The organism is Shewanella inventionis, from assembly GCF_019931735.1.
Lineage (GTDB): Bacteria > Pseudomonadota > Gammaproteobacteria > Enterobacterales > Shewanellaceae > Shewanella > Shewanella inventionis.
On the sequence record NZ_CP082926.1, the window covers coordinates 3432847 to 3454310 of the forward strand.

Consider the following 21464-nt stretch of genomic DNA (forward strand, 5'->3'; position numbering starts at 1 on the left):
GTATTGGGTTATTAGTCTAACAAAAAGTGCGCTCTCGCAGTCGCAATTAACTGTTTACGGTTTGTTTGCCAACAATTAATACTCACATTGGCCACCCGGCGACCTTGACGGGTAATCTTGCATTCTGCAAAGGTGTCTTGGTGTAAACCAGCCCGTAAATAATCAATTGAAAAATCGACAATTTTAGGCACCTTTTTAGCTTGCATAAACACCATTAATTGCACAATGGCCGACATTTCCATAAAACCAGCAATTACACCGCCATGAATAGCCGGCAAGATTGGATTACCAATATTGTCATCTTTAGCGGGCAGTTTAAACACCATTTCGTCGCCAAAACGGGCCACCGACATGCCAATAAATTGTGAATATGGCACTTTTTCAAGCAAATAACTGTAGTCATTTAACTCAATGGCGCGCTTTACCACATCTTGAACATCCAACTCACTTGATGCCGCTTGGGTTGTTTGCTCAGTCATCTTGACTCTCCGGCAAATTGCCCATTAGCGCTTGACGAAACTCTTCGCCAACCATTTCTGGGCTGATACGCATAAACGAACCAACGGCATGAGCAATGGGTTCATCAATACTGTCTTGATAAGCAATCGCGCGAGTAAAAGCCACACTTGACGACAAACGGTAGCATTCTGCAAAGGCATACACCGCTTTATGAGGCTCAGCAGGCTTCATGTAGTCAACTCGCAAATCTAACGTGGGCGACAACTCAAGTGATTGATATTTTTTTAAAATCGCACACACCACTGCAGTACCACAGGAGGTATCAATTAAGGTGGTGATCACCCCACCATGAATTACGCCTGTATCTGGATACCCAATAATATCTCGGCTATAAGGCAGTTCAATTAACACGTGGTGCTCGCTGGCTTCTTTAACACTTAACCCTAATCGGCGACACTGCGCCAATTGATTAACAAAGCGTGTTGCCACTTCCGTTAACGGAAAAAAGTCACTGTTAATCTTCATTATCCGCGGCTCAACATCGGGCCTAATGGCGCTCCACCAACAAGGTGCATATGGATATGATATACCTCTTGGCCGCCATGTTTATTGCAGTTCATAATCAAACGATAGCCATCTTTTGCAATACCGGCTTCATCGGCTAATTTAGCTGCGACAGTCATCATTCTGCCTAATGCTTTTTCATCTGATGCTTTGACATCATTGGCAGTAGGGATCAGATGATTAGGAATAATAAGAATATGCGTTGGTGCTTGTGGGGCAATATCACGAAATGCAGTGACTAGCTCATCTTGATATAAAATATCGGCAGGAATTTCACGACGAATAATTTTACTGAATATGGTTTCTTCGGCCATTTTAAGATCCTTAATGAATGACATCATGTTGCTGCGGTTAATAGTACCAAGTCTTTAATCTCTGACTCCAGAAAAAACACACAAAATCAGCTATCTTTTACATAAAATGGGATTCGTTTGCTTAACTGGGTCATTTTTGGCAGCATTGTCGATTATAGCTCAATCTTGTTGATTGTAATGCTTCTACTATTTGGAACTCTTTATGCATTTTCATATCCATGCGGTCGATCCTAAAGCACACTTATTTGAAGTGACCCTAACGGTTACCCAAGCCTTCCCCTCACAAATTTTTTGTTTACCCGCTTGGCTACCTGGCAGCTATATGATCCGTGACTTTGCCAAAAACATTATTGAAATAAAGGCCACAGAAAACCAACAAGCCTTAACGGTTACCCAGCTAGATAAGCAAACTTGGCAACTCAACAACCAGGGTAGCGACATCGTATTGTGCTACCAAATTTACGCCTGGGATTTATCTGTACGCACCGCCCACCTTGATACAAACCACGGCTTCTTTAACGGCAGTAGCGTATTTTTAGCCGCCAAAGGGCTTGAATCTCACCCTCACACAGTCACAATTGCAAAGCCCGCACTGCCTGAATTAGCCCACTGGATGTTAGCCACCAGCATGCAAAGAACCGCTGGTGAACAATTTGGCTTTGGCGATTTTAGTGCAGAAAACTACGATGATTTAATCGATCACCCAGTAGAAATGGGCGAGCTCACCATCGAAACCTTCTTCGCAGCAGGCGTGCCTCACGATATCGTACTCAGTGGTAAGCATCGCGCCAATATTGCTCGCCTGGCTAAGGATTTAACCGCCATTTGCGAATATCAAATTAATTTATTTGGCACACCGGCGCCGTTTGAGCGTTATGTGTTTATGACCACGGTTTTAGATAACGGCTTTGGTGGATTAGAACATAAAGCCTCAACCGCGTTAATGTGCTCACGTAACGACCTCCCCTTGTCACTCGATGGGCCTGTCGATAAAGGCTATCGCACCTATTTGTCGCTGTGCAGCCACGAATACTTCCATTCATGGAATGTTAAACGCATTAAACCTGCCGAGTTTACCCCATTTGATTTATCAAAAGAGTCGTACACAGAGCAGTTATGGGCGTATGAAGGGATAACCTCCTACTACGATGATTTAATTACTTTTAAATCAAAATGTATTGATGAAAAAGGTTATTTAACTCTACTGAGTCAAATCATGACGCGTGTGTATCGCGGCGAGGGGCGCTTTAAACAAACCTTAAAACAATCAAGTTTTAATGCATGGACCAAGTTTTACAAGCAAGATGAAAATGCCGCCAATGCCATTGTTAGTTATTACACCAAAGGCGCCTTATTTGCGTTGTATGTAGACTTAACCATCCGCATTGAAACCCAGGGTAAGCACAGTTTAGACGATGTAATGCGCGCGTTATGGCAACAATATGGCCTGCCACACATTGGCACTCACAGCATGAGCCACCAACAGATTGTTGAAAGCCTGCTAAATCGCCCCTGTGACGATATTTTTGCTTATTTAGACAACACCCAAGACTTACCATTGAGCAGTTTACTCGAACAAGTCGGCGTCACCATGACAGTGAGGCCAAGCGAAGGAGTCAATGATTTAGGGGGTGGAGAGGCTAAAGGCTATAAAATTGCTTTTGGCGCTAAAACAAAACCAGAATCCCTTGGCCTTAAAGTATTAACGGTTAGCCAAAACAGCCCAGCACACCAAGCGGGATTAAGCGCCGGGGATTTACTGATTGCCGCTGATAATTTACAAGTTACCGCCCAATTTGAGCAACAACTGCAAAGCTACAGCGTAGGACAAGAGCTCAATTTACATTGGTTTAGACGCGATGAATTAATGCAAGGGCAATTGCCTGTACGTGAAGCCGTCGCAGATACTATTTCTTTAACCATCAATGATGCCAGTAAAACCGCACTTTGGTTTAACTAACAGCGGCTTAACATATAGTGTCTTATTAATTGTGGTTAATCACGACCAGCTGACACAAAAATGGGTATCAATTGATACCCATTTTTATTTTGTTAATAAAAACAGTTGAAAATGAGGCTATACCCTCACCTCATGCATATGAGTTTGCGCCCATGCAATTGCTTGACCTCGGCTCGACACACCAATTTTTCTAAACGCTCGATATAAATGTGTTTTAATCGTCGACTCACTCACAAACAATTGATTAGCAATATCTAAATTGGTACTGCCTGACAACAGCGCATGTAACACTTCACGCTCTCTAATGGTCAGTTGCTCACCCTCTGCCTCAGTATCGTCATTCATCATTGAATGTAATAACTCTTGCGGCATAACACTGCGCCCTTTGAGTATTTCATTCAAGCCAAGGCTGATCTCAGCCAAACTGCTATCTGCATAAAACACCCCTAGGGTCGTTGCAGGATGAATAAGAAAGCGGGTGTCGAGTTGTTTAGGGAAATTAATAAAGACTGTATGTATGGCGCAATATTCACGCTCAATAAGCCGTTGCAATTGATAAACCTGTTGAATATCAATGGTTGATAAGTCAAAAAACACCACAGAAACAGGCTCTTCAACGAGCATTTTTGCCATGTTGCCAGGTTGAGCTTTAGTTAATTTAACCAAAAACTCTTGGGGCCAACGGCTATCGAGCAAATCACTTAGCAACTGAGATCGTGAAACAATCATCCAATTAACAACTTTAAACATCCCATACACTCCATGTGAACCAACTAAACGACTTCAACGCCAATCAATATTCAAACATCTTAATATTATCAATCAACGCCTTTGGTGCAAATAAGCCAAAAGAATAATCACAATAACAAACCTAGACTTTAGTACTATGACAATTTGCAATACCATCATTTTAGTCGAGTCGATCGATTATTGCGTTATTAAGCGATGAGTTTATGCCATTTTATTAATCGTCAATAAACTTAAGGAATTAAACCAACAAGCTCGTCATTAATGCCAAGAATAGGACTATCGAAGTTATTTGCCAAAACCTTACTGGGTTGCGACTCATAAAAGGGACAAAATGTTGCGGGCGTTGATTGGCACTTGCCGTAGTTAATTGATGAATAAGTTCACAGGTGTCAGCTTGACGAAGATTAGGTTCATTGTTTAAGGCTTTTTTTAAGGCTGCATCTATCCAGGTGGGCACCATAGGATTAAGCTGATGAGCATTCACATACTCCAGGCGTAAAAATGCTTGCCTTGTATTACATTTGGCCAATTTAGCATTAAAAGGTAACTCACCGGTCAACATTTCGTAGGCGATGACCGCCAATGAAAACAAATCTGCGCGACCATCAGCTTGATACCCTAATATCACTTCTGGCGCGGTATAATCTGCAGTACCCAAAATATGGTCACGTGTCAGAGGGGTGCTGATTTCAGCCACACCTTTAATAAAGCAAGAACCAAAATCGATAATTTTAACCACGCCATCACGGGTGATAAAAATATTATCTGGCTTTAAATCTTGATGCAGTGTCTCTCGGCGATGAAATGCCCTTACACCTAATTCAATTTGCTTAAGCAGTAACAGAACCTCTTCTACCGGAGCCCTTTTGTGCTGAACTAGCCATTGCGCTAAGCTCACGCCTGATAAATATTCGGTCAAATAATACAGTGCTGATTTAGGCTTGTGTTGTTCAACCACTTTCACCACATGAGTACTGTTTATCCGCTGACCTATCCAACTTTCAAGCATAAAACGTTCAATATAAGCGGCATCGTCAATGTAGTTTACAGAGGGGGTTTTCATGCAAAAAGCCTGATCTTGCCCATTAACAACACGATAAACCTGGCTTCGTTGCGACTGATGAATAATATGCGTGACCGTGTACCCATCTAGTTTCATCCCTACACTCAGGGGAGGCGGAAATGGCCGCTGAGACAAACTTAAGTACACATCATCGATTGCTTGCTTTGGAAGTTGTTCAACAAATAAGAGTTGCGCGCTGAGATTATCTTTACTACCTAAATCATAGGCTTTGCTGATTAATAGTTGGCAAAACTGCTCACACAAAGAGTCTGATAATTGAGGATGTAGCTGACAAAAAGTCGTGAGTTTTTGCTGTAATTCAAACTCGGTAAATTGATCGTGGATGCCATCTGTGGTTAATAAATACAGATCGTCTTGCTCTACACTCAGTGCTTTGTAATCTACATCGAGTTTAACATCCATGCCTAATGCACGGGTAAGATACTGATGTGATGCGTTAATTTTTGTGCTGTGATCATGACTTAATTGCGTTAACTCACCGCGGCGAAAGCGGTAAATTCGCGAGTCTCCCACATGTAACATGTGCACAGTACAGGATTTAAAAACCAAGGCACTGAACGTACACACAAAACCTCGCCGTGCATCGCGGTAGTCTTGCCCTAAGCCATACAACCATCGATTTAATGCAGTTAGTACTTTTGCACTTGAGGTTTGCACGCTCCAGCTTTCTGGGGTTGAGTAATAATCGGCTAAAAAATTACTCACGCTGATAGCCGAGGCTTGTGCGCCTCCCTCTGCCGTACTTACGCCATCGCTAATAACACTGACAATTCCTTTGGTCATCAATGAGACTCCGCTCGGAATACGGATCCCTATCGCATCTTCATTTTGCGATTTACGACCTTTTTCAGATGCTTGCCCCACCGCCAATTGCAAACTGGTTGCAAAAGGCAGCGAAGAATTTGGCTGCTGTTCGGGCTCAAGAGGCATAAATGTCCTATGTAATCAGTTTAGCTAACGCTAATTAAAGTCACTTCACCGTCTTCATTCACTTCGGCAATATGGCCCTTAGGTTCATTCATAAAGAATAAGGTGACAAAACCAAATACGGCACTTACCGCAATGACATAGAAGAACGTTTGCGTTGACACCATTGAATATACCGTTAAGAAGAACACAGCTCCAACATTACCGTAAGCACCTGTCATACCTGCAATTTGCCCCGTTAAACGGCGCTTAATTAATGGCACAGCAGCAAACACGGCGCCTTCTCCGCCTTGTACGAAGAAAGAACATGCCATCACCACAACCACAGCCAGTGGTAAGGCCCAACTAGAGTCGATTTGCGCGACAGAGAAATACCCTATTGCTAAGCCTGCTGTTAAAATCAATAACGTTGTTTTACGACCAAACTTATCACTTAACCAACCACCACCAGGGCGAGACATTAGATTCATAAAGGCATAACTTGATGCCACCATGCCTGCTTGTGCCATACCCAGTGCAAATGTTTCAGCAAAAAACAGCGGCAACATTGACACTACAGCGAGTTCAGATCCAAACGTGGTAAAATACAACACATTTAACACCGCTACTTGCTTAAACTCATAACGTTCAAACTCAGGTACTTCAATAGAAAACAAATGTTTATTAACTTGGTAGGTCTGATAAAAATCAACTAAAAACACCAATACAAGGCCAGCATAAATCAAATTAGTCACATCTTGAGTAAACATACTGACACCCGATGGTGACAGCTTCCAGCCTAGTAACGCTAACGTGGCATACATAGGCACTTTCATCACAATCAGTAACACCAAGTCGCCTTTGCTGGTCACCTCTAATCCGCCGCCTTTTTTAGGTTTAAAATAGGTTGAGCCTTTTGGGGTATCGGTTACGTTAAAATAATAAACAAAAGCAAATACTAAGCTCATTAAGCCTGTAATACCAATGGCATAACGCCAACCATCTGCGCCACCAAATGCCAGTGCAACCGCAGGTAATGTGAAGGCAGCAGCGGCAGAACCAAAGTTGCCCCAACCACCATAAATTCCCTCTGCTGTGCCGAGCTCTTTGGCAGGAAACCATTCACTGACCATACGAATACCAATCACAAAACCTGCACCGATAAAGCCAATCAAAAAACGCGCCCAAGCCAGTTGTTCAAAACTGTCAGCAACGGCAAACATAAAACACGGAATAGAACAAATAGCGAGTAATGCCGAATAGGTGATGCGCGGACCGTATTTATCAGTCACCATGCCTATCACTATTCGGGCTGGAATGGTTAATGCCACATTGAGGATCAACAAGGTTTTAATTTGTGCTGTTGTCAGCCCAAGGCTATCGGCTATCACACTAAGTAATGGCGCGGCGTTAAACCACACCACAAACGTGATAAAAAATGCCATCCAGCTTAAATGCATAATTTTCATTTTGCCGCTAAATGAAAACAGGTTAAATTTTTCTGCACTCATAGTGATATTCCTTATCCTTTTGCTAACACAAGGACCTGGCCCTGTTCGGTTTTAATATCAAAAGGACTGGCAATTAAAGCGTTATCCTCAATACACACACCCGTTCTCAATTGGTAATGTTGCTTATACAGAGGTGACGCGACACAAAGTTCACCGTCCATTTCACAGATTAATCCGCGCGCTAACACACTAACGCCGGTCGCAGGATCAACATTATCAATGGCATATAAACCATCTTTGCCTAAGTTAAAAATAGCGACAGCTTTACCCGCTACCCAGGCCGCCACTCCGGTTCCTTCAGGTAAACGAGATTCTTCACACACATTAATCCAACTCATGCTACTACCTCATCTGCTGTTGTTTGTTGCTCGGTGATGTCTTTAATGGCGATGGTGCCAGCTCCTGCATCTTTAATATTGGGAAAACGCTGTTCACGCACTCGCTGATAGGCATTGGTATCAAGTCCTGGCGCCTCATTTGGGTTCACAAACTCATTAAAGCGCGCAAGAAACTCTGGTTTCTCAAGACTGGTTTTCCATTCACATTGATAGGTGGCAACAATATGGTTCATTTGCTGCTCTAGTGCGGCATTAATGCCAAGTGCATCATCAATCACAACCGATTTTAAGTAGGCTAAGCCACCGTCTAACGACTCCATCCAGGTTGATGTCCGCTGTAACTTATCTGCCGTTTTGACATAAAACATTAAAATGCGGTCAATGTATTGGTATAACTCATCTGTTGATAGATCGGTGGCAAATAGGTCACCATGGCGTGGACGCATACCGCCGTTACCGGCAACATAGAGGTTCCAACCTTTGTCGGTTGCGATTACGCCTATATCTTTACTTTGTGCTTCAGCGCATTCACGAGTACAACCCGAAACGGCAAATTTCAATTTGTGAGGACTGCGTAATCCCTTGTAGCGGTTTTCTAAATCGATGGCAAAACCAACCGAATCTTGTACACCATATCGGCACCAGGTACTGCCTACACAAGACTTTACGGTACGCAGAGATTTGCCATATGCATGGCCTGTTTCAAAGCCTGCATCAATGAGTTTTTGCCAAATTTCAGGTAATTGCGATAAGGTTGCACCAAACATATCAATACGTTGCCCACCGGTTATTTTGGTATACAAGTCGTATTCTTGAGCGATTTGTCCCATCGCAATCAATTTGGCCGGTGTGATTTCACCGCCAGCCACTCGCGGCACAATTGAGTAAGTACCGTCTTTTTGAATATTACCTAGATATGCATCGTTGGTGTCTTGCAATTGCACATGAGCATTATCTTGGTTTAAAACATATTGGTTTTGTAAACTGGCAAAAATCGATGCCGCTGCAGGTTTACAAATGTCACAGCCATAAGTGAGACCATTTGCACAAGGCTTACCATGCTGGGTGATCAAGGTATTAAAATCGCTAATGCCTTCGACCTGGCAAATGTGATAAAGCGCTTGTCTGTCATGGTCAAAATGGGCACAAATTCCGGCATTAAAATCAAGCCCTGCAGCTTGCAAGGTTTGGTCAATAATCTTTTGCACTAAAGGCGCACAACCACCACAACCAGAAGCGGCACGAGTACAAGACTTAATCTCAGCCATTTTATGACTGCCAGCGTTCACCGCATTAACAATGTCCCCTTTGGTCACTTGATGGCAAGAACACACAATGGAGGTATCTTTGAGATCTGCTTCGTTTTCAGCCCCAGCCAGTAACAAATCAACGGCAGAGCCTTCAATCTCATCTTGCGATAAATACATATCAAGCAAACGGCTATAATCGCTATTGTCGCCAATTAACACGGCTCCTTTTAAAAACTTGCCGCTGTCATCAAGCCAAAGCTTTTTGTATATACCAGCTTGATTGTCTGATAATTCTACAAACTGAGCATGTTCAAACCCACGGCTAGCACCAATAGCCGCCACATCAACGCCTAACAGCTTGAGCTTGGTGCTCATGTCTGCTCCGGTAAATGATTGGCTTGGCACGTTTGAGGTCGATGAGGCTATGTGAGATGCCGCCACACGAGCCATTTGATAACCTGGCGCCACTAAACCAAATATTTTTTGTTGCCATAAAGCACATTCACCAATGGCATAAACATCTGGAGCTGATGTTAAGCAGTAATCATCAATTTCAATACCGCCACGCTCACCAATGCTAATATTAGATACTCTTGCCAGTGCATCTTGTGGGCGAATACCGGCCGAAAATACAATCATGTCGGTTTCAAGATACGAGTCATCATTAAAGGTCATTCGATGAATAGCGGTTTCGCCATCAATGATCGCTGTCGTGGCTTTAGATGTGTGTACACTGACGCCAAGCTGTTCAATTTTACTGCAAAGTAACTCACCGGCTCTGTCATTTAGCTGAACGGGCATCAATTGTGGGGCAAATTCAACAACATGCGTTTTTACCCCTAATTGCATCATGGCATTTGCAGCTTCTAAACCCAATAATCCACCGCCGACAACCACACCAACTTGGCTATTTTGCGCCGCAGCTTGAATGGCCTCGAGATCTTCAATGGTGCGATACACCAAACATTGCGCCCTATCGTTACCCTGAATAGGTGGCACAAATGGATAGGAGCCAGTAGCTAATACCAAGCGGTTATATGAATAACTGTCACCTTGAGCACTCGTAACGGTTTTAGCGGCAATATCAACAGACGCGATTGGCGTATTTAGGTGAAGCGTGATCCCCCAATCTTGATAGTCCTTTGCGCTTGTTAGCATGAGTGGCTCAGCGCTGCCTGTTTCAAAATATTTAGACAATTGCACTCGGTCATAAGCGGGACGAGGCTCTTCACCAAATACATGCACTTCAAATGTTTTATTGAGCCCTAAACTACACAGTTGCTCAACAAAGTGATGACCTACCATGCCATTACCGACGACCACTAATTTGGGTTTTGAGATTGTCATTTCCTACTCCTTCATGCCTGAGACCGTAAAAACAAAATGGCGCCAACTCCAATTAAAGAGTTGGCGCCATTGCCAGTTACAATCCCGAATTTTTAATTTTACTGGTTACACACTTTGGTTAATCAACCATTATCTATGCGCAGTAACATACTGTGATATTGCAGACTTTATGCCAACAGACATAGCAAAATAAACATCTGATTTTAAACAATTTAATACTTAACAACCTTTATGGTTAGTCGAGTTGATGTTCACCTTAGACACAACCGCACCAACATGGGGCGCACCATGATTGATCGGTTCAGCGCAATCACGCTTAGATTGATTGACAACCGCAATAATTTGAGAAGACATTTGTGCCAACGATAGGCCTTTTTGCATGGCTTGTTGTTGAATAATTTGGTGGGCTTTAGCTTCATCAAACCCTTGCTGCATCAAGATCAATTTAGCCTGGCTGAGTAATTTAATGCTGCGAATTTCATCATCCAGCTTTTTAAATTCTGCAAGCGTTTTACTGGCGGCATTAAAACGAATTTGAGCCAAACTGATCACGCTCGTTAAGCGGTTAACAGTTAACATGTCAGGAATAAAAGTAATGCGTCCACAATCGAGTAATTCAGACAACACTGTTTGTTCCCAGGATTTAGCATTGACGATAATCACCATGGGGTTGCTGGCTAAAGTGCGTTGAATTAACCCCTGAATTTGGCTATGTAATTTGTCAGTCAGTATCAGTAACGTATCAAACTGCTGCTGGTGAAGCCGTTGCTCAACCTGACTAATTGAAGCCAATACAGTGACGTGTCCAAATGCGGCCAAACAAGCCTGATATTGCACCATTTCGCAATCGACTACCGGCACAACTGAAAAACTGGGATCACACAAAATTAAGCTACGCATTGCTACTCCTTGTTGTGCCAATTAGCCAATGGACTATTTACAGAACTAAAACGATTTTGCCAGCATTGTTGACTGACACTGATGGCCTGCTCTACGGTAAAAGGTTGCTGTAAACCCAGTCTATGTTTCGATTGTTGATTAAGTAACAGCAAGACAACCGCTAACGTTGCAGTGATGCTACTCAGTGCTTGTTCTATCATGGTGCATGACATCAACTCACTGAGCATATTTGTATTTAACGATTGTTGTTCGCGCCATAACAGCGCAAGGATCTCACTAGACAATTCAGCTTGGCCGATTTTTGCACCAGAAAAACCTTCTAATAATGTTGGGATAGTGATACTCGACAACACAAGTTTATTAGCTTGCCCACTAATAACTCTGATATCTGTCGCCACTCTAGGGTTAATCTCTGTTTCACCTTGCAACCCTTTAAAAATAGCAATCTGACCTGCTGAGTAATCTTTATGTGCAAATAGGGTTTCGCATACTTGCTGATGTAAATCATCTAACCCAGGGTGAAAATAACTGCGTAAACTGATCGGTGCATTAGTTGGATTAATACAACGTGCTGCTGATTGAATTAAACTGCGTAAACCGAGTTCTTGATGTAATTGGCGGCAATCATCTAAAACAGGCACTAAATCCCCAGCACGAACATAAACGATATGATCAGAATTTAATGCATCCTGCGCACTGTTTGGGCAAGTGCAACAACGAATATTTAATGCATCGATGCAAGATTCAACATGACGACGATGAGGCAATGCCTGGCTATCGCCATGTAGCATCACTCTAATCCCTTGGCTTGCGAGCAGTTTTGCCACCAACAATAACCAAGGCAATTGCTCACGTTTACCGGCATAAACGGGCCAATCAATATCGACCGTGAGTGACTCCCAGCCAGTAACAACACTTCGGCGTAATCCGGCAACCATGCCTGCGACTTCGTCAACGGTTTCACCGCGCACTCGCATGAGCATCATGGCACTGGCCATTTGTACGCGAGTGGCATGCCCGGAGGCAAACCCTTCTATCAATAAAGCAGCCTCTGCAAAAGTTAACGCGCGCGAGCCCTTTTCACCTTTGCCAAGTGCCTTTATTAATAACCGAAAATCAAATGCTTCGGCTGATGTTAAGGTTAGCTCGCCAATTTTAGGCATATAAAGCCTCATATTCTTGATGTGGCTGTGACGAAGCAAAATCAATATCATTTAGTAACGAAGTTAATTGCTGACCAACGCCAACCACGTCACCAATAATAATCAAGGTCGGTCCAGAATCTTTAATGGTTAATGCGGCTTCAGCCATGGTTTTGACCGTTGCGTAAGTCACTATTTGATTCGGTCTGCCGCCATTGGTGACAAAGGCCACGGGTAAAGTTGCGTCACATTGTGCGTCAAGCAAACCCACTGAAATACGGGCGGCTTGTTCTTTGCCCATATAGAAAACCAACGTCGACTGAGCAGCTAATAAGGCTTGCCACTGAGCAGGAGCCACCGCATTATCATCATCCGACATTTTAGTACCGGTGATTAAGGTAACGCTGCGTGCCATACCGCGAAACGTAAGCGGAATGCCTGTACTTGAGGCACAACCTAATGCCGCAGTAACACCTGCAACAAACTGAGAACGAATGCCATGTTGGGCAAGATAAAGTGCTTCTTCAGAGCCGCGACCAAAAATATGCGGATCACCACCTTTTAAACGCACCACTTTTAAGCCTTGCCGAGCCAACGACAATAGCAATGCGTTGATGTCTTCTTGCTTGATACTCGGTTGGCCACACCGTTTACCAACAAAATGACGCTGGCAAGTGGGTGTTACCAAGGTTAGGATTTCACTGCTGACCAGGCTATCAAATACCAGTGCTTCAGCTTGAGCAACAATGCGCGCAGCTTTTATTGTCATTAACTCTAACTGACCACAACCGGCACCAACGATAGCAACCTCACCCGATTGCAATGATGTTGAGTTAACTGCACCAGTCAAGTTAACGCCTTGGATAACGCTATCTATAGTTTGCATTAGGCAACATCCTCTTCAGTTGAGTATTCTAAATCGACATAGGTTAGTGCTTGCTGCCAATGTGCTTGGGCACATTGTTTAACTTCACTTTGGCAACTACCACATTGACGGCCACAGCCTAAACTGGATTGAGTGGCATCTAATGCCTTATCAAATTGCAAATGCTGTTTGCCATGATGAAATACTTGTTGATCAAATTCGGCATTTATCTGGTTAGCAATTTGTGCCTCAGTCACCCCTGTGCAAGCACAAATCAATGGGCTGTTTCCAGCATTTATTTGCTGATGTAATTTCTTAATGAATGTCTTATCGATGGGCTTTCCGATAAACGCATTCATGGGCTCTAGTGCCAAATGAACACGGGTGGTAGACAACACTTTAATGGCACAAACGATGTCTTTTTCCATATTGCATTGCACATGCACTCGCTGGCCATTTACGTTAGCTGACCATAATAATGAGTGAGGTGTAGACTGATAAGCAAAACCATCTTCAGCTCGGCTAAAACCGATGTGATGGCATACTCCTGTTGTTAATGTTTGCGCAACCTGCCAGCACATACCTTGAGCTGAAGGATCATGAGAGCCAAACACAATACCTTGTAATGCCAGTTCTACAGGCTTAATAACAACCGCTTGAGACTTAAACCCAGGCTGCAAAGAAACGGGATCGACTCGGTTATCAAGGTACTGGTTCACACCCTTACCTAATGAAAATTGCTCAGACCAATGCATAGACATTAAAGCCATGCTCTTAGGTATATCTTGGTCAATCACCACACGTGCAAGCGCAAATTGGCTGGTATTATGTTGTACATCCGACTCAAGAGTAACGAGCTCGCCTTCTTTCACTGAATATTGTGCAAGTGTTTCAGGATGCAGTTGAATGATGGGCTCAGGAATACTTGCTCGCAAACTAGCAATATGGCCGGTACGGGTCATGGTGTGCCATTGATCGCGACTACGGCCGCTATTCAATATCACTGTACCGGTCGACGTTGTGCTATTGCTCATATTGGTGTCAGCAGGTGTGACAAATTGCGCCTTACCCGTTGGTGTTGCAAACACACCATGGGTAAATACCCGCACACCTTGTTGACCAATTTGATCAGCCGATGCGATTGGCCATTGCGTGGGTAATAAGTCGTTATACTCACTGTCACTTAAGTTTGTTAATCCACTTAAATCGAATATTTTACTTGGAAAAACCTGTTTCACCTTGGCAGATAACCCAGCAAACTCGCGAAATACACTCGCACTGTTAGTAAACTCAAAACCATTAAAACCCATTTTTTGAGCAACTTGACTAATGGCCCACCAATCTGGTTTGCTTTGCCCCTTTGCAGCAATAAAACCACGCTGACGCGTGATGGTGCGCTCACTGTTAGTAACAGTGCCACATTTCTCAGACCAACCTTGAGCGGGTAACAACACATCTGCCAGTTTTGCAGTATCAGAATCTGGACTGATTTCGGACACCACAACAAAAGGGCAATCTGCCAACGCTTGCGCAATTTTGTTGCTGTTAGGGAGTGACACAACCGGGTTAGTGCCCATAATCCAAATGGCTTTTATTGTGCCTTGTGCGACAGCATCAAACATATCGACCGCGGCGAGGCCTTTTTTGTCTGCAACATGGTCAACTTGCCAAAAATCGGCGAGTAGTTCACGCTCTGGAGCAGAAAACCCCATATGGCAAGCTAACTGAGTTGCTAGGCCGCCCACCTCACGACCGCCCATGGCATTTGGCTGCCCAGTTAAGGAGAAAAAACCGCTGCCAGCCCTGCCCACATGCCCCAAGGCTAAATGACAATTAATAATGGCGTTAGTGGTATCTGTGCCAATAACCGACTGATTAATACCCTGGCACGACGCTGTAAGTACATTTCGATTTTGCGTAAATAATTGATAAAACTGGGTAAGTTCAGCCTCTGTTACACCCACTTGTTTAGCCAGTTTTGCAACATCAGCACTCAACAGCTGTGCATCCCCGACCACCTCTTCAAAGCCTTGTGTATTTGTAGCGATATACTCATGATCAAGCTGTTTATTATCGGCTAAATACCCTAATAAACCATGAAACAACGCCAAATCCGCACCGGGTGCAACAGCGAGATGAATGTCAGCTTGTTTTGCAGTGGCGGTAGCAACGGGGTCTATCACCACTAATGTCGTTTGGTTGGCTTTTTTAGCGGCCAAAATACGCTGAAATAAAACCGGATGAGTCCATGCGGTATTGGCACCGATTAAAATAATCACTTCTGCATGTTCAATATCATCGTAGCAACCAGGCACAACATCTTCACCAAATGTTCGTTGCATGGCACTGACAGCAGATGACATACATAAGCGTGAGTTCGTGTCGACATTAGCGGTTTTAAGATAACCTTTAACAAATTTGTTTGCGACGTAATAATCTTCGGTAAGTAATTGACCAGAAAGGTACAGCGCAACAGAGTTGGGACCATACTTGGCAATCGTTTGGGCAAACTTATCAGCTATTAACGAACTGGCCTCATCCCAGGCTATTGGTATACCTGAACGTAACACTGGATAACGTAATACATTAGGCTGAGATAAGCTGTCGAGTAAACGCTCACCTTTAGCACATAGATGACCGTGGTTAGCAGGATGTTGACTATCTCCCGTTAAAGTGAGTGTAGACACGTCAGCATTTTCCCAATCTGCTTGAGTTGAGGACACACTAACGCCGCACCCTACACCACAATAAGCACAACTAGATTGGATTGTTGACATACATTGACCCTTTCAGATTAATCATTTCATGTGATTAATACTGCGAAAGCCGTGCCAAAAAAATTAACCTACTGATTTAACTTAAAAAGGGAGAGTTTTTACCGCGAAGTAACACTAAAATTGCGCAACATAAGTGCAACACAGCACAGTTAAAGTGCGCAACCAATTGAAAATAAAAGAATTTATATACCTCTAAAGAGGTATGTCCATAAGTTTAAGTTTAAAACGATACTCAGTCTAAAACAAAAATACCGACATAATATGTCGGTATTTTTTAATTAAATAAACGAATTATTTAGCAGTACGACCATCATCATGGCATGTATCGCATGTTGGCTTATCGCCCACTTTAGCTTCATGAGGTGAGTGACAGTCAGCACACATTAATACACCATCATGCGGTTTGTGGTTATCATCCATTTCAGCAAGTGAACCATGACAACTTTGGCATTGTTCAAATTCATATGCGCCATCAGCTGATGGCTCTTCATTAGCATGACAGCTTTCACAGCCACCCATTTCAACGTGAAACTCAGCAAGGGTTTCGTCAGCTGCAAATGATGCAGAAGACATCATCATTACCGAAAAACCTGCCGCAAACAATGCACTTAGCAGTTTGTTGCTCATTATTCATTCCTCCAATTTAGTGTATGCCCACATTCTTTTTATCTGACGCAGGTCCTACACCGAAGCACGACACTTAACTTAATTCATCACTCAACTATTTATATCGCTAATCATTAAATTTGATATCCATAGAGATCTAAATTAATGGACAATTTAAAAGTAGTTAAGCAAGTCACTTTAAGCAAAATTAATTTAGATGAAACAATGATAGCAGTGTTACTGGATTGATTATGTGCGCTACATCATGTAACTCGATGGTTTTTCGTGAATAAATTGAAAGTAAATAACTAGGGTCTGTTGATCTTTGCTGTTTGAATTTTGTTCGAGTTAAAAACGTTTTAATCGAGACGAATGGATTGATGCCTAGTCATCTAAGCAAAATCCATTCAACAAAGAGTAAAACGTTTTTAGCCGAACCTTTCAGGCAGCGTTTGTTGGCCATTTTTACTTCGTTATCGACTTTTTATGTAGAATAACTACACCTCAAAGTCTCTGCCTTGTAGAAATGGCCAACAATTCGCTGCAAAAACAATCTTGAAAGATCAACAGACCCTAATACAGCAAACGCCAATGTTGAAGCGATTTTCAATAAAAAGCCCCCAATTAAATGTGGAGGCTTGTTACTGTCAAACATCGATAATTGCTATATTAACTGCGTGATTTTTCTAGCCGTGCAAGCAAGCTTGAGGTGTCCCAACGGTTACCTTTCATCGCTTGAACTTCTGAATAAAATTGATCAACCAAAGCGGCAACGGGTAAATGGCTGCCATTACGGCGAGCTTCATCTAATGCAATCCCTAAATCTTTTCGCATCCAATCAATAGCAAAACCAAAATCGTATTTACCTTGCCACATGGTTTGATAACGATTTTCCATCTGCCAGCTTTGGGCCGCTCCCTTACTAATAACCTCAATCACTTTAAGACCGTCTAAACCAGCACTTTTAGCAAAATGAAGGCCTTCTGCCAAACCTTGCACAACACCTGCAATACAGATTTGATTAACCATTTTTGTTAACTGGCCAGCGCCTACAGGACCTAACAACTCTGCACAGCGACTATAAGCGTCAATAACCGGTTTTACAGCATCATAATGGGTTTGCTCGCCACCCATCATCACGGTTAACACACCATTTTCGGCGCCTGCTTGGCCACCAGATACCGGCGCATCAAGAAAGGCGATGTTCCGCAACGCTAAATGCGCAGCAATCTCACGGGCAACATCAGCTGAAGCTGTAGTATGATCAACTAACACCGCACTAGGGTGCATACCGTGAGCGACGCCTTGTTCACCAAGTACCACTTGGCGTAAATCATCGTCATTGCCCACACAGGTAAACACAAAATCTTGTCCCTTCGCGGCATCTTTTGGCGTTAACGCTAATTGGCCACCAAATTGCTCAACCCACTGAGTAGCTTTTGACGTTGTACGATTATAAACCGTAACCTCATGCCCTTGTTTGACTAAGTGACCAGCCATAGGGTAACCCATAACGCCTAAACCAATAAATGCAACCTTGGCCATGATTTTTCCTTATTTATTCAACAGATGGTTTAACATGTGCTTCCATTTCAGCACCAATGCGTTTACGCATATCCATTAATCGTAATGCACTATCACGTAAACGAACATCATCAGCAGTTTCAGGGATCCATTCAGGGACTGATGTGGGCTTACCTTCATAATCAACGGCCACCATAATCACGATACAATGTGTGGTCAAATGACGTTCAGACTCTTTAGGATCACCCGCTTTAACATCTATCGCAATATGCATCGAAGTGCTGCCGGTATAAATCACTTTACCTGTCACCTCTACAATATTGCCAACATGGATAGGTTTAACAAAACGAATACCGCCAGCGTAAACAGTAATACAATATTTACCGCTCCATCCAGCTGCTGATGCATATGCGGCCAAATCGATCCACTTCATCACAGCGCCACCGTGCACTTTTCCACCAAAATTTACATCTGCAGGTTCGGCCAAAAAACGCAATGTAAGTTGTCTATCTTTACCGGCCATAGAGCCTCCAAGTCATGCAATATTTACTAACGATACACTTAGTACAGGTACAAAAAAAGCGCACTTGGCGCTTTTTATCGTGAACATTTCTAATCTATTTTTTTGAATAACAGAGAACCGTTTGTGCCACCAAAGCCAAATGAATTACATAAAGCGTAATCAAATTGATGACGACGAGAAGTGTGCGCAACAAAATCTAAATCGCAACCTTCATCAGGGTTATCTAAGTTGATGGTTGGCGGAACATGCTGATCGCGCAGTGCAAGCAAGGTAATGATGGCTTCAATTGCACCAGCAGCACCCAGTAAGTGTCCGGTCATTGATTTAGTTGAGCTCACTAACAAGTCATAAGCATGTGGCCCAAATACTGCTTTTACAGCTGCCGCTTCTGCTTTATCACCCGCATTGGTTGAAGTGCCATGTGCGTTAATGTAGCCCACTTGCTCTTTTTTAATCTTAGCATCGTTAATGGCATTAACCATTGCAGCTGCAGCACCTGCGCCATCACTCGGAGGAGATGTCATGTGGAATGCATCACCACTCATACCAAAACCCACTAATTCGCCGTAAATTTTAGCGCCGCGTGCTTTAGCATGTTCATATTCTTCCATCACAATCACACCCGCGCCATCGCCAATAACAAAGCCGTCACGGTCTTTGTCCCAGGGACGGCTTGCCGCGGTGGGATCATCATTACGAGTTGATAATGCTTTAGCAGCACTAAAACCTGCCACACCTAACGGACAAGTAACATCTTCAGCACCACCAGCCACCATTACATCGGCATCGCCATAAGCAATTGTACGAGCAGCAAATCCAATGTTATGCACACCTGTTGTACAGGCTGTAGTCACGGCAAAGTTTGGACCTGTCATGCCATACATAATCGATAGATGACCCGCTATCATGTTGATAATGGTACTTGGTACAAAAAAGGGAGACACTTTACGTGGGCCGCCATTAAGTAAAGCAGAATGGCCTTGTTCAATTAACCACATACCGCCCATGCCAGCACCAATTGCGGTACCTACTCGAGCTGGGTTTTCTTGGCTCATATCTAAGCCAGAGTCTGTTAATGCTTGAATACCCGCGGCCATGCCGTACTGGATAAATAAATCCATTTTACGTGCATCTTTTTTTGATAAATATTGTTCAATATCAAAATCTTTTACCGAACCACTAAAACGAGTACCAAACTCACTGGCATCAAATTTAGTAATTGGGGCAATACCACTCTTACCTGCCAATAAGGCATTCCAAGAAGACTCTACATCATTACCTACAGGAGTTACGAGGCCAAGGCCTGTGATGACGACACGACGTTTAGACATGATATTTACCTTTTAATAAAATCAGCTACGTTGCCATTATTGCGATAAAACGTAAGAAAAATCAGGGGGAATGTTGTCATGCAATTAAATGGAACGAGCGTTTACCAATGCTTTAAACAAAAACAGGCGGCATAAATGCCGCCTGTTTCTGTGAATTCTTGATTACTGATTCTTAGAAACGTAATCGATCGCTGCTTGAACAGTAGTGATCTTTTCAGCTTCTTCGTCAGGGATCTCGGTATCAAACTCTTCTTCTAGAGCCATAACCAATTCAACAGTGTCTAGAGAATCTGCGCCTAAATCGTCTACAAAAGAAGCAGCTGATTTAACGTCTTCTTCTTTAACGCCAAGTTGCTCGATGATGATTTTCTTTACACGTTCTTCGATGTTGCTCATTAGTTTTCTTTCCTATTCAAATTACGCACTTGCGTAAGATTGCGAGTAGTTTATTCGAATTAGATAACAATGCAAGCTTAGATTTTGTGGTCTAACCACAAAAATTAACATTGAATTGTCACTAACACTGACTCAAATGAAGGTAGTTTCCTACCTATCGCCCTTAAACCATGTACATACCGCCATTCACATGCAATGTCTCACCTGTGATGTAAGCGGCTGAATCCGAGGCCAAAAACAATACTGCATTGGCAATTTCTTGTGCTTGCCCTAAACGTTCCATCGGAACTTGCGACATAATAGCTTGTTGCTGCTCAGGTGTCAGCTCATCTGTCATGTCTGTCTGAATAAATCCAGGTGCAATAGCATTCACTGTTATTTGACGAGATGCAACCTCTCTTGCAAGAGATTTTGTAAATCCTATCAAACCAGCTTTTGCTGCCGAGTAATTAACTTGGCCAGCATTACCCATTGTACCTACTACTGAACCGATACTGATAATACGTCCGAAACGTTTTTTCATCATAGATCGCATTACAGGTTTAGACAATTTAAATAATGACGTTAGATTAGTATCAATAATGTCTTGCCATTCATCGTCTTTCATTCGCATCAATAAATTGTCACGAGTGATACCAGCATTGTTCACTAGAATATCAACATCGCCAGCTTTTTCTTTGATCTGGGTATATAAATCTGCAACAGACTGAGTATCAGTGACATTTAACACCATCCCAAAGCCTTTGTCACCTAGGTATTGTTGAATCGCTTCTGCGCCCTTTTCACTCGTAGCTGTACCAATGACCACAGCACCGGCTTGCACTAAGGACTCAGCAATTGCACGGCCAATACCACGGCTTGCACCGGTAACCAACGCCACTTTGCCGTCTAGACTGATATTAAAGCTCATAAAAACT

19 protein-coding genes are annotated in these 21464 nt (G+C 43.1%); 1 reads left to right on the top strand and 18 read right to left on the bottom strand.

What is annotated here, in order from left to right; all coding sequences use genetic code 11:
* Window positions 1-11: 11 nt before the first annotated feature.
* From K8B83_RS15300 to hinT, 3 genes are read right to left on the bottom strand one after another with little or no spacing between them, the layout of a single operon-like run.
* Complete coding sequence (locus K8B83_RS15300; RefSeq protein ID WP_188739902.1) at window positions 12-479, bottom strand: PaaI family thioesterase; 468 nt, start codon at window positions 477-479, stop codon at window positions 12-14.
* On the bottom strand, window positions 472-984 hold the full coding sequence (locus K8B83_RS15305) for a PaaI family thioesterase (RefSeq protein WP_188739901.1): 513 nt from the start codon (window positions 982-984) through the stop codon (window positions 472-474). Before K8B83_RS15305 ends, K8B83_RS15300 begins: the two co-directional genes overlap by 8 nt.
* Entirely contained in the window at window positions 984-1337 is a 354-nt protein-coding gene (gene hinT, locus K8B83_RS15310; RefSeq protein ID WP_188739900.1) for a purine nucleoside phosphoramidase, read from the bottom strand. The genes K8B83_RS15305 and hinT overlap by 1 nt, the downstream gene beginning before the upstream one ends.
* Window positions 1338-1539: 202 nt before the next feature.
* Between hinT and K8B83_RS15315 the strand changes: the two genes are divergently transcribed.
* On the top strand, window positions 1540-3297 hold the full coding sequence (locus K8B83_RS15315; RefSeq protein WP_188739899.1) for a M61 family metallopeptidase: 1758 nt from the start codon (window positions 1540-1542) through the stop codon (window positions 3295-3297).
* 117 nt (window positions 3298-3414) lie between these two features.
* On the opposite strand, the gene K8B83_RS15320 is transcribed toward K8B83_RS15315, so the two are convergent.
* The 15 genes from K8B83_RS15320 to fabG all read right to left on the bottom strand — a co-directional run bounded on the left by K8B83_RS15320 (window position 3415) and on the right by fabG (window position 21457).
* Window positions 3415-4047, bottom strand: a complete 633-nt coding sequence (locus K8B83_RS15320) for a LuxR C-terminal-related transcriptional regulator (protein ID WP_188739898.1) — start codon at window positions 4045-4047, stop codon at window positions 3415-3417.
* 238 nt (window positions 4048-4285) lie between these two features.
* Entirely contained in the window at window positions 4286-6061 is a 1776-nt protein-coding gene (locus tag K8B83_RS15325; RefSeq protein WP_188739897.1) for a bifunctional protein-serine/threonine kinase/phosphatase, read from the bottom strand.
* A 20-nt stretch (window positions 6062-6081) separates the two neighbouring features.
* Window positions 6082-7548 (bottom strand): NarK family nitrate/nitrite MFS transporter, encoded by a 1467-nt coding sequence (locus tag K8B83_RS15330; RefSeq protein ID WP_188739896.1) that lies wholly within the window; start codon window positions 7546-7548, stop codon window positions 6082-6084.
* A gap of 11 nt (window positions 7549-7559) precedes the next feature.
* The gene (nirD, locus tag K8B83_RS15335; protein ID WP_188739895.1) at window positions 7560-7886 is read right to left on the bottom strand and encodes a nitrite reductase small subunit NirD; all 327 of its coding nucleotides are present in this window, start codon (window positions 7884-7886) and stop codon (window positions 7560-7562) included.
* Entirely contained in the window at window positions 7883-10483 is a 2601-nt protein-coding gene (gene nirB / locus K8B83_RS15340; RefSeq protein WP_188739894.1) for a nitrite reductase large subunit NirB, read from the bottom strand. The genes nirD and nirB overlap by 4 nt, the downstream gene beginning before the upstream one ends.
* Window positions 10484-10702: 219 nt before the next feature.
* Window positions 10703-11383: an ANTAR domain-containing response regulator gene (locus K8B83_RS15345; protein ID WP_188739893.1), complete on the bottom strand. Its 681-nt coding sequence runs from the start codon at window positions 11381-11383 to the stop codon at window positions 10703-10705.
* A gap of 2 nt (window positions 11384-11385) precedes the next feature.
* Complete coding sequence (locus K8B83_RS15350; RefSeq protein WP_188739892.1) at window positions 11386-12546, bottom strand: glycosyl transferase; 1161 nt, start codon at window positions 12544-12546, stop codon at window positions 11386-11388.
* Complete coding sequence (gene cobA, locus K8B83_RS15355; protein WP_188739891.1) at window positions 12539-13411, bottom strand: uroporphyrinogen-III C-methyltransferase; 873 nt, start codon at window positions 13409-13411, stop codon at window positions 12539-12541. The genes K8B83_RS15350 and cobA overlap by 8 nt, the downstream gene beginning before the upstream one ends.
* On the bottom strand, window positions 13411-16167 hold the full coding sequence (locus K8B83_RS15360; RefSeq protein WP_188739890.1) for a nitrate reductase: 2757 nt from the start codon (window positions 16165-16167) through the stop codon (window positions 13411-13413). Before K8B83_RS15360 ends, cobA begins: the two co-directional genes overlap by 1 nt.
* A 291-nt stretch (window positions 16168-16458) precedes the next feature.
* Window positions 16459-16794 (bottom strand): tetraheme c-type cytochrome CctA, encoded by a 336-nt coding sequence (cctA, locus tag K8B83_RS15365; RefSeq protein WP_188739889.1) that lies wholly within the window; start codon window positions 16792-16794, stop codon window positions 16459-16461.
* 648 nt (window positions 16795-17442) lie between these two features.
* On the bottom strand, window positions 17443-18318 hold the full coding sequence (locus K8B83_RS15370) for an NAD(P)-dependent oxidoreductase (RefSeq protein ID WP_188739888.1): 876 nt from the start codon (window positions 18316-18318) through the stop codon (window positions 17443-17445).
* Between the two features lie 13 nt (window positions 18319-18331).
* A complete protein-coding gene (locus tag K8B83_RS15375; protein ID WP_188739887.1) occupies window positions 18332-18820 on the bottom strand; it encodes an acyl-CoA thioesterase in 489 nt (162 codons plus the stop codon).
* A gap of 89 nt (window positions 18821-18909) precedes the next feature.
* Window positions 18910-20151 (bottom strand): beta-ketoacyl-ACP synthase II, encoded by a 1242-nt coding sequence (gene fabF / locus K8B83_RS15380; protein WP_188739886.1) that lies wholly within the window; start codon window positions 20149-20151, stop codon window positions 18910-18912.
* 162 nt (window positions 20152-20313) lie between these two features.
* Window positions 20314-20547: an acyl carrier protein gene (gene acpP / locus K8B83_RS15385; RefSeq protein ID WP_011496723.1), complete on the bottom strand. Its 234-nt coding sequence runs from the start codon at window positions 20545-20547 to the stop codon at window positions 20314-20316.
* 163 nt (window positions 20548-20710) lie between these two features.
* Entirely contained in the window at window positions 20711-21457 is a 747-nt protein-coding gene (gene fabG / locus K8B83_RS15390; protein ID WP_188739885.1) for a 3-oxoacyl-ACP reductase FabG, read from the bottom strand.
* Window positions 21458-21464: the final 7 nt, after the last annotated feature.

Excerpts from the sequence above, each read along its gene's own strand:
- cctA (WP_188739889.1), bottom strand. The coding sequence starts at position 16,794 with ATGAGCAACAAACTGCTAAGTGCATTGTTTGCGGCAGGTTTTTCGGTA.
- K8B83_RS15345 (WP_188739893.1), bottom strand. The coding sequence starts at position 11,383 with ATGCGTAGCTTAATTTTGTGTGATCCCAGTTTTTCAGTTGTGCCGGTA.
- K8B83_RS15305 (WP_188739901.1), bottom strand. The coding sequence starts at position 984 with ATGAAGATTAACAGTGACTTTTTTCCGTTAACGGAAGTGGCAACACGC.
- K8B83_RS15360 (WP_188739890.1), bottom strand. The coding sequence starts at position 16,167 with ATGTCAACAATCCAATCTAGTTGTGCTTATTGTGGTGTAGGGTGCGGC.
- hinT (WP_188739900.1), bottom strand. The coding sequence starts at position 1,337 with ATGGCCGAAGAAACCATATTCAGTAAAATTATTCGTCGTGAAATTCCT.
- K8B83_RS15320 (WP_188739898.1), bottom strand. The coding sequence starts at position 4,047 with ATGTTTAAAGTTGTTAATTGGATGATTGTTTCACGATCTCAGTTGCTA.
- acpP (WP_011496723.1), bottom strand. The coding sequence starts at position 20,547 with ATGAGCAACATCGAAGAACGTGTAAAGAAAATCATCATCGAGCAACTT.
- fabG (WP_188739885.1), bottom strand. The coding sequence starts at position 21,457 with ATGAGCTTTAATATCAGTCTAGACGGCAAAGTGGCGTTGGTTACCGGT.
- K8B83_RS15330 (WP_188739896.1), bottom strand. The coding sequence starts at position 7,548 with ATGAGTGCAGAAAAATTTAACCTGTTTTCATTTAGCGGCAAAATGAAA.
- K8B83_RS15370 (WP_188739888.1), bottom strand. The coding sequence starts at position 18,318 with ATGGCCAAGGTTGCATTTATTGGTTTAGGCGTTATGGGTTACCCTATG.
- nirB (WP_188739894.1), bottom strand. The coding sequence starts at position 10,483 with ATGACAATCTCAAAACCCAAATTAGTGGTCGTCGGTAATGGCATGGTA.
- cobA (WP_188739891.1), bottom strand. The coding sequence starts at position 13,411 with ATGCAAACTATAGATAGCGTTATCCAAGGCGTTAACTTGACTGGTGCA.
- fabF (WP_188739886.1), bottom strand. The coding sequence starts at position 20,151 with ATGTCTAAACGTCGTGTCGTCATCACAGGCCTTGGCCTCGTAACTCCT.
- K8B83_RS15315 (WP_188739899.1), top strand. The coding sequence starts at position 1,540 with ATGCATTTTCATATCCATGCGGTCGATCCTAAAGCACACTTATTTGAA.
- nirD (WP_188739895.1), bottom strand. The coding sequence starts at position 7,886 with ATGAGTTGGATTAATGTGTGTGAAGAATCTCGTTTACCTGAAGGAACC.
- K8B83_RS15350 (WP_188739892.1), bottom strand. The coding sequence starts at position 12,546 with ATGCCTAAAATTGGCGAGCTAACCTTAACATCAGCCGAAGCATTTGAT.
- K8B83_RS15300 (WP_188739902.1), bottom strand. The coding sequence starts at position 479 with ATGACTGAGCAAACAACCCAAGCGGCATCAAGTGAGTTGGATGTTCAA.
- K8B83_RS15325 (WP_188739897.1), bottom strand. The coding sequence starts at position 6,061 with ATGCCTCTTGAGCCCGAACAGCAGCCAAATTCTTCGCTGCCTTTTGCA.
- K8B83_RS15375 (WP_188739887.1), bottom strand. The coding sequence starts at position 18,820 with ATGGCCGGTAAAGATAGACAACTTACATTGCGTTTTTTGGCCGAACCT.